Source organism: Paracoccaceae bacterium, from assembly GCA_019454225.1.
Lineage (GTDB): Bacteria > Pseudomonadota > Alphaproteobacteria > Rhodobacterales > Rhodobacteraceae.
This window is the reverse complement of the sequence record CP075370.1, coordinates 375,862-390,306: the sequence shown is the minus strand read 5'-3', so window position 1 is coordinate 390,306 and position 14,445 is coordinate 375,862. Positions and strand designations below refer to the sequence as shown.

Annotated in this window: 15 protein-coding genes; 4 read left to right on the top strand and 11 right to left on the bottom strand. The window is 67.7% G+C overall.

Features of this window, described 5'->3' with window-relative positions:
- Positions 1 to 23 precede the first annotated feature (23 nt).
- The 3 genes from KF887_01900 to hmgA are packed head-to-tail and all read right to left on the bottom strand — an operon-like array spanning position 24 to position 2,688.
- Positions 24 to 974, bottom strand: a complete 951-nt coding sequence (locus KF887_01900) for an MBL fold metallo-hydrolase (GenBank protein QYK41920.1) — start codon at positions 972 to 974, stop codon at positions 24 to 26.
- Positions 971 to 1,333 (bottom strand): DUF1428 domain-containing protein, encoded by a 363-nt coding sequence (locus tag KF887_01895; GenBank protein ID QYK41919.1) that lies wholly within the window; start codon positions 1,331 to 1,333, stop codon positions 971 to 973. The genes KF887_01900 and KF887_01895 overlap by 4 nt, the downstream gene beginning before the upstream one ends.
- A complete protein-coding gene (gene hmgA, locus KF887_01890; GenBank protein ID QYK41918.1) occupies positions 1,333 to 2,688 on the bottom strand; it encodes a homogentisate 1,2-dioxygenase in 1,356 nt (451 codons plus the stop codon). The genes KF887_01895 and hmgA overlap by 1 nt, the downstream gene beginning before the upstream one ends.
- 87 nt (positions 2,689 to 2,775) lie before the next feature.
- Here hmgA and KF887_01885 point away from each other — a divergent pair, with 87 nt between their 5' ends.
- Entirely contained in the window at positions 2,776 to 3,249 is a 474-nt protein-coding gene (locus KF887_01885) for a winged helix-turn-helix transcriptional regulator (protein ID QYK41917.1), read from the top strand.
- Positions 3,246 to 4,505 carry a flavin-dependent oxidoreductase gene (locus tag KF887_01880; GenBank protein QYK41916.1) on the top strand — a complete coding sequence of 420 codons (1,260 nt, stop codon included), beginning with the start codon at positions 3,246 to 3,248 and terminating at the stop codon, positions 4,503 to 4,505. Before KF887_01885 ends, KF887_01880 begins: the two co-directional genes overlap by 4 nt.
- Here KF887_01880 and pobA read toward each other — a convergent pair.
- Positions 4,499 to 5,668 carry a 4-hydroxybenzoate 3-monooxygenase gene (pobA, locus tag KF887_01875; GenBank protein ID QYK41915.1) on the bottom strand — a complete coding sequence of 390 codons (1,170 nt, stop codon included), beginning with the start codon at positions 5,666 to 5,668 and terminating at the stop codon, positions 4,499 to 4,501. The genes KF887_01880 and pobA overlap by 7 nt on opposite strands.
- Positions 5,669 to 5,757: 89 nt before the next feature.
- Between pobA and KF887_01870 the strand changes: the two genes are divergently transcribed.
- Positions 5,758 to 6,609, top strand: a complete 852-nt coding sequence (locus tag KF887_01870) for a helix-turn-helix domain-containing protein (GenBank protein QYK41914.1) — start codon at positions 5,758 to 5,760, stop codon at positions 6,607 to 6,609.
- A 4-nt stretch (positions 6,610 to 6,613) separates the two neighbouring features.
- Here the strand turns inward: KF887_01870 and smpB are convergent, their stop codons facing one another.
- The 4 genes from smpB to dapA form a co-directional block, all read right to left on the bottom strand.
- On the bottom strand, positions 6,614 to 7,087 hold the full coding sequence (gene smpB, locus KF887_01865; GenBank protein QYK41913.1) for an SsrA-binding protein SmpB: 474 nt from the start codon (positions 7,085 to 7,087) through the stop codon (positions 6,614 to 6,616).
- 50 nt (positions 7,088 to 7,137) lie between these two features.
- Positions 7,138 to 7,758, bottom strand: a complete 621-nt coding sequence (locus KF887_01860; protein ID QYK41912.1) for a hypothetical protein — start codon at positions 7,756 to 7,758, stop codon at positions 7,138 to 7,140.
- Positions 7,759 to 7,965: 207 nt separating this feature from the next.
- Positions 7,966 to 8,802, bottom strand: coding sequence for a DMT family transporter (locus KF887_01855; GenBank protein ID QYK43392.1), 837 nt, complete (start codon positions 8,800 to 8,802; stop codon positions 7,966 to 7,968).
- A 209-nt stretch (positions 8,803 to 9,011) separates the two neighbouring features.
- Positions 9,012 to 9,887, bottom strand: coding sequence for a 4-hydroxy-tetrahydrodipicolinate synthase (gene dapA, locus KF887_01850; GenBank protein ID QYK41911.1), 876 nt, complete (start codon positions 9,885 to 9,887; stop codon positions 9,012 to 9,014).
- A 142-nt stretch (positions 9,888 to 10,029) separates the two neighbouring features.
- Between dapA and KF887_01845 the strand changes: the two genes are divergently transcribed.
- Positions 10,030 to 11,952 (top strand): lytic transglycosylase domain-containing protein, encoded by a 1,923-nt coding sequence (locus tag KF887_01845; protein QYK41910.1) that lies wholly within the window; start codon positions 10,030 to 10,032, stop codon positions 11,950 to 11,952.
- Between the two features lie 2 nt (positions 11,953 to 11,954).
- Here the strand turns inward: KF887_01845 and KF887_01840 are convergent, their stop codons facing one another.
- The 3 genes from KF887_01840 to mnmD are packed head-to-tail and all read right to left on the bottom strand — an operon-like array spanning position 11,955 to position 14,409.
- Positions 11,955 to 12,830, bottom strand: a complete 876-nt coding sequence (locus tag KF887_01840; GenBank protein QYK41909.1) for a DMT family transporter — start codon at positions 12,828 to 12,830, stop codon at positions 11,955 to 11,957.
- Positions 12,827 to 13,708: a DMT family transporter gene (locus KF887_01835; GenBank protein QYK41908.1), complete on the bottom strand. Its 882-nt coding sequence runs from the start codon at positions 13,706 to 13,708 to the stop codon at positions 12,827 to 12,829. The genes KF887_01840 and KF887_01835 overlap by 4 nt, the downstream gene beginning before the upstream one ends.
- Complete coding sequence (mnmD, locus tag KF887_01830; GenBank protein QYK41907.1) at positions 13,705 to 14,409, bottom strand: tRNA (5-methylaminomethyl-2-thiouridine)(34)-methyltransferase MnmD; 705 nt, start codon at positions 14,407 to 14,409, stop codon at positions 13,705 to 13,707. The genes KF887_01835 and mnmD overlap by 4 nt, the downstream gene beginning before the upstream one ends.
- Positions 14,410 to 14,445: the final 36 nt, after the last annotated feature.

Sequence of the window (14,445 nt, the reverse complement as noted above, 5' to 3'; positions counted from 1 at the left end):
CGTTCCGCCGTCCGCCACGGCCGTCAACCCTGCAGCGCCGCCCACATCTGGCGGTCCCGCTCGGCGGTCCAGATGCGTGGCGTGTCGATGCCCTGTGCCTCGTCAAAGGCGCGGGCGACGTTGAAGGGCAGGCAATGTTCATAGATCGCGTAATCGCCGAACTTGGGGTCGCATGCCGCGCGCACCGCTTCCCAGGCCTCGCGCAGCGAGCCTCCGCGCATCGCGACGCGGGCGGCAGGCGCGTAGGTCGACTGCACGAAGTCGCGCGTCGCCGCCAGTGCGTCCCCAACACGGTCGCGCCCCATCAGTGCGGCACCCCGTCCGGGGGCGATGGCCTCGGGGTTGAAGGCGCCGATGCGGTCCAGCGTGGCTGGCCAGTCGGCAAAATGCCCGTCGCCGCAATAGCAGGCCGAGTGGTATTCCACGATGTCTCCGGTGAACATCACGTTGGCGTCCGGCACATGCACCACGGCATCGCCCGCCGTGTGCGCGCGGCCCAGATGCCGGATGTCGACCCGTCGCCGCCCCAGCCAGACCGACATGCGGTCGTGAAAGGTCGTGGTCGGCCATGTCAGTCCGGGGATCTCGTCGTGTCCCTGGAACAGGCGGGGAAAGCGGCCGAACTCGCTTTCCCAGTCCTCCTGCCCGCGCTCGGCCACCATGCCGCGCGCGCGATCCGACATGATGACCTGCGGCGCACCATAGGCCGATGCGCCCAGCACGCGCACCGCGTGGTAGTGAGTCAGCACCAGATGGGTGATCGGCTTGTCGGTGACGCTGCGGATGCAGTCGATCACCTTGCGCGCCAGCCGGGGCGTGGCCTGCGCCTCGATCACCATGACCGCGTCATCGCCCACGATGACGCCGGAGTTCGGGTCGCCCTCGGCGGTGAAGGCATAAAGCCCCGGCCCGATCTCGGTGAAGCTGGTCTTTTTCTCTTGCAGGTCGCCCTGCGAGGCGAAGGCACGGGTCACGCTGCGGCCCCCTTGCGAACGATTGCGGAAAACCCGCCCCAGATCATGCGCCTGGCATCGAAGGGCGCATCCGCGGCGGGCATCTTCAGCCGCGGATCGGCCATCACGGCCGCGTTTACGGCGTCACGGTGGGCACGGTCGCGGAAGGTGATGAAGGAAAAGAACACGACCTCGCCGGGCTCTGCCTTGACCGCCATCGGGAAGGACGTGACATCGCCCCCGGGCACGTCATCGCCCATCGCCTCGACGGCAGAGATCGCGCCGTGGTCCATCCAGATCGCCATCGCCTCGTCCGATATCGCGCGATAGTCCTCGACCCGGTCCCTCGGCACCGGCACGACGAAACCGTCGATGTACATCACTTCACCCCCGGCGTGCCGTCGAACTTCTTCCCCAGGCTTTCCCAGCAGTCGATGTAGTCGTCCTGCAGGGGCGCCGTGGTCGCGGCCCATTCCGTCAGGTGCTGGGGGAAGCGGGTCTCGAACATGAAGGACATGGTCTCGTCCAGCTTCTCGGGCTTCAGCGCCGCGTTCGAGGCACCCTCGAAGGCGTTGCGGTCGGGGCCATGCGGCAGCATGCAGTTGTGCAGCGACATGCCGCCGGGCACGAACCCCTTCGGCTTGGCGTCATAGATGCCGTAGATATTGCCCATCAGCTCGGACATGACGTTCTTGTGGTACCAGGGCGGGCGGAAGCTGTGTTCGGCCACCATCCAGCGTTCACGAAACAGCACGAAGTCGATGTTGGCGGTGCCCGGGTCGCCCGAGGGCGCGGTCAGCACCGTGAAGATCGACGGGTCGGGATGGTCGAACAGGATGGCGCCCACCGGGCTGTAGGCGCGCAGGTCGTATTTGCAAGGCGCATAGTTGCCGTGCCATGCCACCACGTCCAGCGGGCTGTGGCCGATCGGCGTTTCGTGGAACTGTCCGCACCACTTGATCGTCACGGTCGAGGGCGCCTCGCGGTCCTCGAAGGCCGCCACCGGCGTCTTGAAGTCGCGCGGATTGGCCAGGCAGTTTGCGCCGATCGGGCCGCGATGCGGCAGGGTAAAGGGGGCGCCGTAGTTCTCGCAGACGAATCCGCGGCACGGCCCTTCCAGCACCTCGACGCGATAGACCAGGCCGCGCGGGATGATCGCGATTTCCTTCGGTTCCAGGTCGATCATTCCCAGTTCCGTGCAGAACCGCAGGCGCCCCTCCTGCGGAACGACCAGCAGCTCGCCATCGGCGGAATAGAAGTACGCGTCCACCATCGAGCGGGTCACCAGGTAGACATGCGTCGCCATGCCCGTCTGCGTATTCACGTCGCCCGCCGTGGTCACGGTGCGCATCCCCGTCACCCAGGTCAGCGCCTCGCCCGAATGCGGCACCGGATCCCACCTGTACTGGCCCAGGCTGATCACGTCGGGCACCACATGGGGGGCGGATTTCCACAGCGGCACGTCGACCTTGCGGAACCGCGTGGTGTGCTTCACCGAGGGGCGGATGCGGTAGCACCATGTCCGTTCGGGATGCGGCTTCGTGAAGGCCGATCCGGAAAGCTGTTCGGCGTAAAGGCCATAGTTGCATTTCTGCGGGCTGTTCTGTCCCTGCGGAAGCGCGCCGGGCAGCGCCTCGGTCTCGAAATCGTTGGCCCAGCCGGGCATATAGCCCTCATGCGGACCAGGGTGGGAAATGGCGCGGATCATGCCTTGGGGAAGGGCGTGGCGGGTCATGGCGGCCTCCGTTCGGATGCGCGCGATAATGGTTGCTTTTGCAACCAAGTCAAGCATAACCTCTCCCTGCACGCCGAGGAGCACCCGATGCCAGACACAGCGCCATCCGGTTTCGACCTTGATACCTTCCTGCCCTACCTGCTCAATCAGGCGGCCGAGGCGGCCAGCCGTTCATTCCAGCCGGTCTACCGCGACGGCTGGGGCATGACGCGGCCGCAGTGGCGGGTTCTGGCCCATGTCGGGCGCAGCGGCGGCATGACGGCGCGCGACATCTGCCGCGCCTCGCAGATGGAAAAGACGATGGTCAGCCGCGCCGTCGCGGCGCTTGAATCGCGCGGCTGGTTGATCCGCGCACGTGCGGAATCCGACCGTCGTGCCGAGAACCTGACGCTGACGGCCGAGGGGCGCGCGGTGTTCGCCGGTCTGGGCCGTCGCGCGTGCGACCACGACCGCAGTCTGCGGCAGGCCCTGGGCGCTGACGCCACAACGCTGGAAACCGTGCTGCGCCGCCTCATCCGTGAGGCGCCGCCACCCGGCGACACCGAGGGGGACGCACCATGATCCTGATTGTCGGGGCGGGGATTGCGGGGCTGACGCTGGGGCTGACCCTGCATCAGATCGGCCAGCCCTTCCGGATCTACGAATCCGTGGCTGCCCTGCGACCGCTGGGTGTCGGCATCAACCTGCAACCCAATGCCGTGCGCGAACTGATCGACCTGGGCCTTGGCGCGGATCTTGACCGGATCGGGGTCCGGACGCGGCAATACGGGTTCTACACCAAGACCGGCTTGCCGATCTGGGTGGAACCGCGCGGTCAGGCTGCCGGCTACGCCTGGCCGCAATACTCGATCCACCGGGGCGGCCTGCAGATGCTGCTGCACCGCAGGCTCACCGAACGGGCCGGGCCGGACTGCGTGGTGCCGGGGCACCGGGCGACGGGATATTCGGTCGACGGCGGGCGCCCCGCGCTGCATCTGACAGGGCCGGATGGCGCAGTTGTCGTGCAGGGCGATCTGATCATCGGCGCGGATGGCATCCATTCTGCCATCCGTCGCCAGATGCACCCTTCCGAGGGCCCGCCCGTCTGGAAAGGAATCATCATCTGGCGCGGCACCACCCGCGCGCCTGCCTTCTTCGGTGGCGCAGCCATGGCGCTGGCCGGACATGACAGGCAAAGGTTCGTCGCCTATCCGATCTCGGAAACCGACCCAGCCACCGGGCTTTGCCTGCTGAACTGGATCGCCGAAAAGCGCGTGGACCCCGCGCAGGGCTTCCGCAAGGAAGACTGGAACCGCCCCGCGGATCGCGCCGACTTTGCGCCGGGCTTCGACAGCTGGCGATTCGACTGGCTGGACGTTCCGTCGGTCATCCGCGATGCCGAACAGGTGTTCGAATATCCGATGGTCGACCGCGATCCGGTGGGCAGCTGGTCGGACGGGGCCGTCACGCTGATCGGCGATGCCGCCCATCCCACCTATCCCGTGGGGTCGAACGGCGCGAGCCAGGCGATCGTCGATGCCCGCATCATAGGTGCCGAGATCCGGAACCATGCCCCCGGCCCCGATGCGCTGCGTGCTTATGAGGATCGCGTCAGGCCGCGCATGAACCGCGTGATCCTGGCCAATCGGGGCACCGGCCCCGACGCCGTGATGCAGATGGTCGAGGACCGCTGCGGCGGTACATTTGCCCGGATCGAGGATGTCATTGATCCGGCGTTCCTGGCCGAACATGCCGCAACCTACAAGCGCCTTGCCGGGTTCGGCATTGACGAGTTGAACGCACAGCCGCCCGTCATCGGCCCGCTGCACGCTCAGTAGGGCAACCCGGTGTAGTTGGCAGCCATTTCGGCCCGCGCCGATGGGGATGACTCGAGCGCATCCAGTGCCGCATCCTGCATGCGGCGATCGAAATCGCCGTGCTCCGGAAAACGGTGCAGCATCATTGTCAACGACCAGCTGAACCGCATCGCCCCCCAGACGCGGGACAAGGCGCGTGCCGAATAGTTGTCGATTCCGCCGTCATGCCCGTGGCGGAAGAACGCGGTCAGGGCGTCGGACAAATAGAACACATCGCCCGCCGCGAGGTTCAGACCCTTTGCCCCGGTCGGAGGCACGATATGCGCCGCATCCCCGCACAGGAACAGACGCCCCCACCGCATCGGCTCGGTCACGAAAGACCGCAGGGGCGCGACCGACTTCTCGATCGACGCCCCCGTTACAAGCCGCGCGGCCGTCACGGCGGGCAGACGGCGGCGCAGTTCATCCCAGAAGGCATCATCGGGCCAGTCCTCCGGATGGTCCGTCAGTGGCACCTGGATGTAATAGCGCGACAGTTCGGGATTCCGCATCGAGGCCAGCGCAAACCCCCGGTCATGCGCGGCATAGATCAGCTCCTCCGCAACCGGCGGGGTGCGGGACAGGACGCCAAGCCAGCCGAACGGATAGACCTTCTCATATTCCCGCCGCACGACATCGGGGATCGCGCGGCGGCTGACGCCGTGAAATCCGTCGCAGCCGGCCACGGCATCACAGTCTATGCGCAGCGGCCTGCCATCGTGCACGCAGGTCACGAACGGCGCGTCACCCGTCAGATCGTGCAGCGCGACATCCGCGACCCCGTGCAGGATGGTCGCTCCGATCGCGTCCTGCGCCGCATAGAGATCGCGGGTCACCTCGGTCTGGCCATAGACCATCACCGAACGCCCCACGGACGCCGCGAAATCCACCCGGAACATGCGGCCCCCGCCCGCCAGATGGCATCCGTGGTGAACCTGGCCTTCCCGGTCCATCCGCGCGCCCGCCCCGGCGTGCCGGAGAAGGTCGGCCGTGCCCTGTTCCAGCACCCCCGCCCGGATGCGCGACAGCACATGGTCGCGCGACTGTCGTTCCAGCACCACGGTGGCGACGCCCTCGCGATTCAGAATCTGGCTGAGCAGCAGGCCCGACGGCCCGGCCCCCACGATGACAACCTGCGTCCGCATCGTTCCCCCCTGAAACGTGGCCGCAGACAATAGCGCCAGGCGCGTGCGGAGGAATGGACGAAACCGATCACCTCTGGCATTTTGCGGACATGGCCGATATCACAAACGCTATCCCGGCCTGGCAGCTGTACGGTGAAACCCGCCAGTTTCCGGACATCCTGCATGTCGAACGCATCGCCGACCGGGCCGCCGGCCTGGACTGGCGCATCGCGCCCCACCGCCATCTTCATCTGCATCAGATGTTCCTTCTGTCCGCAGGGGGCGCCACCGTCACGTTGGAGGGGGCGGTCATGCAGCCTGCGCTGCCCGCGCTGCTGAACGTGCCGCCGGGCACGGTTCACGGCTTCGCCTTCGCGGCCGGGACGGGCGGCTATGTGCTGTCTTTGCCGGTCATGCATTTCGAGGCGCTTCTTGCGCCGGGTGCCGAGACAGGCGCAGCCGCGCGGCCCTTCCTTTGTGCCGCAGATGCGGCTGTTGCCGATCTGTTCGCGGCGCTTGCCGCCGACCATGCCGCCGCCGACCCCATGCGCCGCACCCGGCTTGCCGCTCGGGCGCCGCTGATCGTCTGCCATGCCCTGAGTTTGGCCCCCGCACCGCAGTCATCGGCCGCAGCGGTGATCGACCCCCGGCTTGCCAGGTTCGAGGCGCTGATGACCGCCCATCTGCGCGACCGGTGGGGCGTGGCCGACTTTGCCCGCGCCCTGGCAACGTCCCCCCGCCATCTCAGCCGGCTGTGCCGTGCCGCGACCGGGCTTTCCGCGCAGGGCCGGATCGAGTCGCACCGGGTGCGCGAGGCGTGCCGCCTGCTGGTCTATACCCGCATGCCCGTTGCCTCTGTCGGCTATGCTGCGGGATGGTCCGATCCGTCCTACTTCAGCCGCAGCTTCCGCAGGGCAACGGGCCTGTCGCCGCTTGACTACCGCGCGAGGTTCGATGGCTGAAGGGTCACAGGCCCTGCTTCAGCAGCCGCGCCTTCTGCCGATCCCAGTCGCGCTTGGCGGAGGTCTCGCGCTTGTCGGCAAGCTTCTTGCCCTTGGCGACGCCGATCTTCAGCTTCACGATCCCGCGGTCGTTGAAATACATGGCAATGGGCACGAGCGTCATGCCCTCGCGCGCCGTCGCGGACCAGAGCCGGGCCATTTCCTTGCGGTTGACCAGAAGCTTGCGACGGCGGCGTTCCTCATGGCCCCAGGTCTTGGCCTGCAGGTAGGGCGCGATGTAGCCGTTGATCAGCCACAACTCGCCACCTTCGACGCTGGCATAGCTTTCGCCGATGTTGGCGCCGCCCTGCCGCAGGCTTTTCACCTCGGAGCCCATCAGGATGATCCCGGCCTCGAGGTCGCTCTCGATGTGATAGTCGAACCGCGCGCGCCGGTTCTCCGCGATGAGCTTTGAATTGGGATCGGATTTCTTGGCCATGATCGCGCCGACATAAGGGCGCAGGGGGCGGCTGTCCAGCGACGCGGCGCTCAGGCAGCCCAGTCGGGCAGCGCGCAACCCGCTTCGTCTCGGGCCGCCAGCAGCCGCCGCCCCGCTGCAACACCGATCCTTGGAAAGATGCCGGCAGCGGCCGGGTATGCTCCCGCGCCCTGGGTCATCGACGGACAGTGCAGCAACAGGCCAGAGGCCGCCCAGACGTATTCTTCCTCGTCGAACAGCGGGGTGATCACCTCGACGGGTGCGATCAGGCGGCGGCGTTCGGCGCCCCGGAAACCGTCGAAGGCAAGCGCGGGCAACAGAACGGCCAGCGCGTCCGGCAACCCGCCCACAGCCGCGTCCTCGGCGGTCAGGTCCGCCAGAAGGTGCTGGCCCGGCATCAGAGTGACGCTGTCATCGTTGCCAAAGGCGCCACCGGGCAGCCGGATGACCTCGGCTCCCGACACCGGCATCATCCAGGCGCGATCCACGGCGACCACGCGCCGCAAGCCGCCGTCGAGCGTGTGCACGGCATCACCGGTGCAAAGGTTGCCCGCCGCGCGCCATCCGCTGCGGGTTTCGACCAGCGTGGCCGCGATCAGCCCGGAAGCGGCCGGAAGATCGGGCAGGATCGGGGTTGCCGTGGCCAGACGAGCGAAATCCTGCATGAACATGGGTATCTCCTTCGGGTGCGCGTTAAGGTTTGCGGCGATCCGGTCGCCTTGCCGCCCAGAAGGCACCCCAATCCTGCCATTTTCTTGACATCACCGGGGCGAGGATGCGTCAGTGTCGCGCATCAGGAAACGGCAATGATGCGCGTCCGCCCACTGCCCGCGAAACGCTCGGGCGTTCACCTTCCGACAACCATGAATCCATACCTGTCAGTGGCTTGCGGGCAGGCGATTCGCCCTTTGCGTGCGGATCAGGGTGTAGAGCCCGCTACACACCACAATGGCGGAACCCGCCAGCGTCGCCGCATCCGGCCGTTCGCCAAGCAGGATCACCGCAAGGATCAGCGCGAACACCAGACGGCTGTAGCGCAGCGGCGTCACGACCGAAACCTCGCCGGTCCGCATCGCGATGGTCAGCGCCAGATAGGCCGCCACGCCAACCGCCGTCACGACAGCCAGTGTCACGGCTCCCACCAGGTCGGGCATGACCGCCCCGCCCGTCCAGCCCAGCATCATCGCGCCCGTCGGCACCATGGCCGCAAAGCCGTAGACGCCAAGCTGGAGGTTGCCGAGCACAGCCGGGGCCGCCCGGGTGGCAAGGTCGCGTCCGGCGAAGCCGATCATCCCGGCGACCGCCAGCAGCGACAGCGGCGTGAAACCCTCGACCCCCGGGCGCAGGATGATCAGGACACCCGCGAAACCGACAAGGATCGCTGTCCAGCGTCGCCATCCCACCCGCTCGCCGAAGATCAGCGCAGCGCCCGCCACCACGACCAGTGGCGTCGCCTGCAGGATGGCGGATGTCGCCGCAAGCGAGGTCAGGGCCAGGGCCAGCGTGTGGAACAATCGTCCCGCCACCTCGAACGCCGCGCGCAGGATCAGCGGCCGTGTCAGGATGGCGGGATGCCAGACGGGCAGGCGCCTGCGACGGCAGAGCAGGGCAAACACCAAAGCCCCGGCCAGCCCGAACACGATCAGGATTTGTCCCACCGGCATTTGCCGGGCGATCACCTTCAGCAGCAGATCCTCGACGGCAAATCCCGCCATGGCGAGGATCATGAAGCCGCCGCCGCGCAGATTGTCGGTCATTCCATGCCCCGCTGGCGCCGGTCGTGATGGGCGATGGGACGGGACCTGGCGGACCGGTATCGCAAACCGGACCGCCAGAGTCGCCGCGTCACCGCGAACCGGTCAATGATGTCGCGCGTGCCGCACGCATGCCCGGACATCACGACATTGCCGACCACGCCGGGTCATCAGTTCAGCAGCCCTGCGTGCCGCATGGCCGCGTCGATCCGGGCCTTCGTGCCGTCCGTCAGGCCCACCAGCGGCAGGCGAACCTCATCCGAGCAGAGCCCCAGCCGTGACAGGCCATACTTCGCGCCGCACAGCCCGGGCTCAAGGAAGATCGCCTCGTGCAGGGGCATCAGCCGGTCCTGGTAGGCAAGCGCACGGGCATAGTCGCCCGACAGCGTGGCCTCCTGGAACTCGGCACAGAGGCGTGGTGCCACGTTGGCCGTCACGCTGATGCAGCCGACCCCGCCATGCGCGTTGAACCCGAGCGCCGTGGCATCCTCGCCGGACAGCTGGATGAACTCGCGGCCGCAGGAGATGCGCTGCTGGCTGACCCGCTCCAGCTTGCCCGTCGCGTCCTTGACGCCGACGATGCGCGGCAGCCTGGCCAGAACACCCATGGTCTCGGGCGACATGTCGACCACCGACCGGCCGGGGATGTTGTAGATGATGATGGGCAGGCGGCAGGCATCGTGCAGCGCCGTGTAATGCGCGATCAGCCCCGCCTGCGTCGGCTTGTTGTAGTAGGGTGTCACCACAAGCGCGGCATCGGCCCCCACGCGCTCGGCGTGGCGCAGCAATCCGACCGCCTCGGCAGTCGAGTTCGACCCGGCCCCGGCCACGACCGGGATGCGCCCGGCGGCAGCGGCCACGACCGCCTCGATCACCGCCTCGTGCTCTTCATGGCTCAGGGTGGGGCTTTCGCCGGTCGTGCCCACCGGCACGATGCCGTGGCTGCCCTCGGCGACATGCCAGTCGACGAGCTTCTTCAGCGTGTCGAAATCCACTGCGCCGTCCTTGAACGGCGTGACCAGCGCGGGAAGCGACCCCTTGAGCATGACACGCATCTCCTGTTGCGGGGCGCTGAATCGCCCCGGATGAACCGTCGGCCTTCCTAGCGCCGGGGCGAGGTCTTGCCAAGCATGGGCCTTGGCGGGGATGTGAGTTGCGGTGGAGGCTGGCCAAAGGGTAACTGGCGCCATGATCCGTGCTTCGAACCGCCTTGCCGCCGGACTGGTGCTTTCGCTGATCCTTGTGATGCCCGCAGCGGCACAGGATCTGCGCGCCGCGCTGTCCGCGGCCGCCCGCGGCGACTGGACCGCCGCCGCGGCGCAGGCGCCCGATCCTGTTGGCGCCGACATCGTGGAATGGCTGCGCCTGCGTGCAGGCGATGGCACGCTGACGGACTATGAGCGCTTTCTGGCCCGCCGTTCCGACTGGCCCGGTATGCCCTTCCTGCGCCGCAAGGGCGAGGAAGCGGTCGCACGGTCGACCACGCCGGATCGGGTGATCGCCTATTTCGGCAACGGTGCCCCCGCTACGCCGGAAGGTGCGATTGCGCTTGTGACCGCGCTGAAGTCTGCGGGCCGCCCGGCAGATTCCGCGCGCGTCGCGGCGGATGCCTGGGTGAACCTGGCCTTCGATGCCGCACAGGAGACAGTCTTTCTTGCCGCTGCGCCGCAGGACCGGGCCGCCCATGAACGCCGCGCCGACCGCCTGCTGTGGGATGGCAGACTGGCCGAGGCGCGGCGCATGCTGCCCCGGCTGGGCGCCGAAGCCCGCGCGTTGGCCGAGGCACGCATCGCCCTGCGCGAACGCCGCGACGGCGTGAACGCCCTGATCTCCGCCGTGCCCTCCGCGCTGGCGGGCGATCCCGGGCTGGCGCATGACCGGTTCCAGTGGCGGATGAACAGCGGGCTCTATGACAGCGCCGCCGAACTGATCCTCGAACGGTCCGACACTGACACGCTCGGCCGCGCTGCGGCCTGGGCCCCGCGCCGCGCAAACCTTGCACGCCAGTTGGCAGAAGAGGGCAAGCACCGCACCGCATGGCGGGTCGCGGCGTCGCATGGGCTTTCCGGCGGCGGGGATTTCGCGGACCTCGAGTTTCTGGCGGGCTTCATTGCCTTGCGCCACATGGGCGACCACGCGACAGCGCTTGGCCACTTCCAGCGGCTGAGATCCGCCGTGCAGACACCGATCAGCCTGTCGCGCGCCCACTATTGGGAGGGCCGGGCGGAAGAGGCGGCAGGGCGGCGCGATGCCGCCCGGGCGGCCTATGGCGCGGCGTCCCGCCACTCAAGCGCCTACTACGGGCTTCTGGCGGCCGAGCGGCTTGGCCAGACCCTCGATCCTGCCCTGCTGTCCGACACGAGACCGGCCGACTGGCGCCAGGCCGGTTTTGCCGGATCGTCCGTTCTCGCCGCCGCGCGGATGTTTCTGGCTGCCGGCGACCGGACAAACGGCAAGCGGTTCCTGCTGCATCTTGCGGAAGGTCTGGACCCCGGCGCGCTGGATCAGCTGGCCGACATGGCGCTGTCGCTGGATGAGCCGCATGTTGCGGTCCTGATCGCCAAGGCTGCGGCGGAACGCGGGCGGATCATTCCGCGCGCCTATTTCCCCGTGCCCGCGATGGTGCCCGATGGTTTGCCCGTCAGCCGTGCGCTGGCCCTGTCGATCGCGCGGCGCGAAAGCGAGTTCGATCCGGCCGTGATCAGCCCGGCAGGTGCGCGCGGATTGATGCAGGTGATGCCCGGCACCGCCGAGATGATGGCAAGGGAAACGGGTCAACCCTATGCCAGCGGCCGTCTGACCACCGATCCGGCCTACAACGTCAGCCTTGGCGCCGCCTATCTGAAGAAGCTGATCGACGAATTCGGCCCTGCCGTCGCGCTTGTCGCTGCCGGGTATAACGCCGGCCCGGGGCGCCCCCGCCGCTGGATCACCGAATTCGGTGATCCGCGCGACCCCGCTGTCGATCCCGTTGACTGGGTCGAGATGGTGCCGATCGCCGAAACACGCACCTACATCATGCGCGTCGTGGAAAGCCTGGTGATCTATCGTGCACGACTGCGTGGCCAGCCCGGACCGGTCAGGGTGACGGCCGAACTGACCGGGCGCTGAGCCTAGGTCTTTGCCCGCACCCTTTGCCGCCACAGCGTGAACAGCCCGGCTGCCACCACGATACCCGCCCCGATTGCCACGTTCGTTTCAAGGCTCTCGCCAAAGACCGTGATACCGAGCGTCGAGGCAAAGACCAGCTGCAGGTAGGCGAACGGCTGGACCGCGCTGGCCTCGGCGACCTCATAGGCCCGGATCAGCAGGTAGTGGCCCAGGGCGCCGGTGCAGCACAGCAGCGCCATCCACCCCCAGTCGGACCAGGACATCGGTTCCCAGAACCAGATTCCGACTGCGGTGATCGCCACGCAGCCTGCCGTGCCTGTCCAGAAGAATGACACCGATGCCGCATCGCCGCGGGATACCCAGCGGGTCAGAAGGCTGTAGAAGGCGAACATCGCGGCTGCCAGCAGGGGAACCAGTGCCCAGGGCGAGAACACCGCGATCCCGGGTTGCAGGATCACCAGGATCCCGGCGAACCCGATGCCGATGGCCGTCCATCGGCGCCAACCGACCCGTTCGCCCAGCACCGGCCCCGACAGTGCGGCGACCAGCAGCGGGTAGCAGGTGAAGACGGCATGCGCCTCGACGAGGCCAAGCTTCACATAGGCCACCACCATGATGCAGATCTCGGCCACCAGCAGCACGCCCCGGAACGCCTGCACAACCGGAAACCGCGTCCGCGCCGCCGCAGACAGACCCCCGGGCGCCCTTGCGGCAATCGCCATGACGAAGGCGGCGAAGAACCAGTAGCGGATCATCACGACCATCAGAACGTTGTATTCGCCCGCCAGATGGCGTGACAGGCCATCCTGCATCGCGAACACGAAGGTCGTGGCCACCATCAGCCATATGCCGCGCGCCGTGTTCTGCTGTATGCTCATGCTTCGGCCCTGACAGATCGTGCATCGCGCACCGTCAATGCAAAGAGCCCTGCCAGAACCACGATACCCGCGCCGACCAGCGTCGCGGTCTCGACCGTCTCGCCGAAGACCGTCACGCCCATGATGGTGACAAAGACCAGTTGCAGATAGGCAAAGGGCTGAACCGACGCCGCCTCGGCCACCTGATAGGCCCGGATCATCAGCCAGTTCGACAGGATCGCCACCGCCCCGTTGGTCAAGGTCAGCGCCCAGTCGCGCGCGCCCATCGGCTGCCAGTGCCACATCCCGGCCAGCGTCATCAGCACTGCCCCCATGATTCCGGACCAGAAGAAGGCGACAAAGGCATCCTCGCGCACCGTCGCCTTTCGGGTGAGCACGCTGTAGGCCGCGAACATCGCCGCCGACAGCAGGGGCAGCAGCGCCAGCGGGGTGAACAGGTCGGTACCCGGCCGCAGGATCACCAGGATGCCCGCAAAGCCCGCCCCGATGGCGATCCATCGCATCAGCCCCACGCGCTCGCCCAGCACCGGCCCTGACAGGGCGGCCACGATCAGCGGGCATACGGCAAAGACCGCATGCGTGTTGATCAGCCCGATCAGGGTGAAGGACAGGACGATCACGCAGATTTCGCCGGTATGAAGCACCGTGCGTGCGGCATGAAGCCCCGGCTGCACCGTGCGCAGCACGGCGCGAATCCCGCCCGGACGCGCGGCGGCCAGCATCAGGACGAAGGCGGCGAAGAACCAGTAGCGGATCATCACGACCATCAGCACATTGTATTCGCCCGCCAGATGGCGCGTCAGGCCGTCCTGCACCGTGTAGCAGAACACCGTCGCCACCATCAGGATTGCGCCAAGCCGCGTGTTGCGCCCGGTCATCGAAACCACCCCGCCGTCATGTGCCGCTTGCCTGCGTATCCGGCACGCCGTTCGACCACAAAGCCTGCCGCCGCAAGGCCCCTTCTCACGAATCCCGCTGCCGTGTAGCTGGCACAGGTGCCGCCCGGCCCCGTGTGGCGTCCGACCTCGGACATGAGGGTCTCGCCCCACATCTCGGGATTCCTTGCAGGCGAGAAACCGTCAAGGAACCAGGCATCGGCGCGGCCCTGCCACACCGGCAGGGTGGCGCGTGCGTCGCCGATGATGATCCGGGCCTCCAGGTCGGGAAGGCGGATGTGCCTGCTGCCTCGGGCCCACTGGTCGAGGAACGGCGCTGCCACCGCAAGCGCCTCGGGGAACGCCGCAAGGGCGCGGGCCATGTCGGCCGCCGCCATTGGCCAGCCTTCGAACGAGGTGAAGCGCAGCACGCCTGCGACGCCTGCGCTCCGCCAGGCGATCAGGGCCGCCATCAGGTTCAGGCCGGTCCCGAACCCGAGTTCGGCAATGTGAAAGCCCGGCCGGAACCGGGCGGGCAGGCCGTTTCCCGCAAGGAACACGTGCCGCGTCTCATCCAGTCCGCCGGCCAGCGAGAAATAGGGATCGTCAAACTGGCGCGACACGGGAATGACGCCGTCGCGCCAATCCAGCACCGGGGCGGGCTCGGCCAAGGCCTTGGGGGTCGTCTGGTCGGCTGCGGTCATCTGCCCTAGTCTCCGGCGCGGCGAAACTGCGGGGCG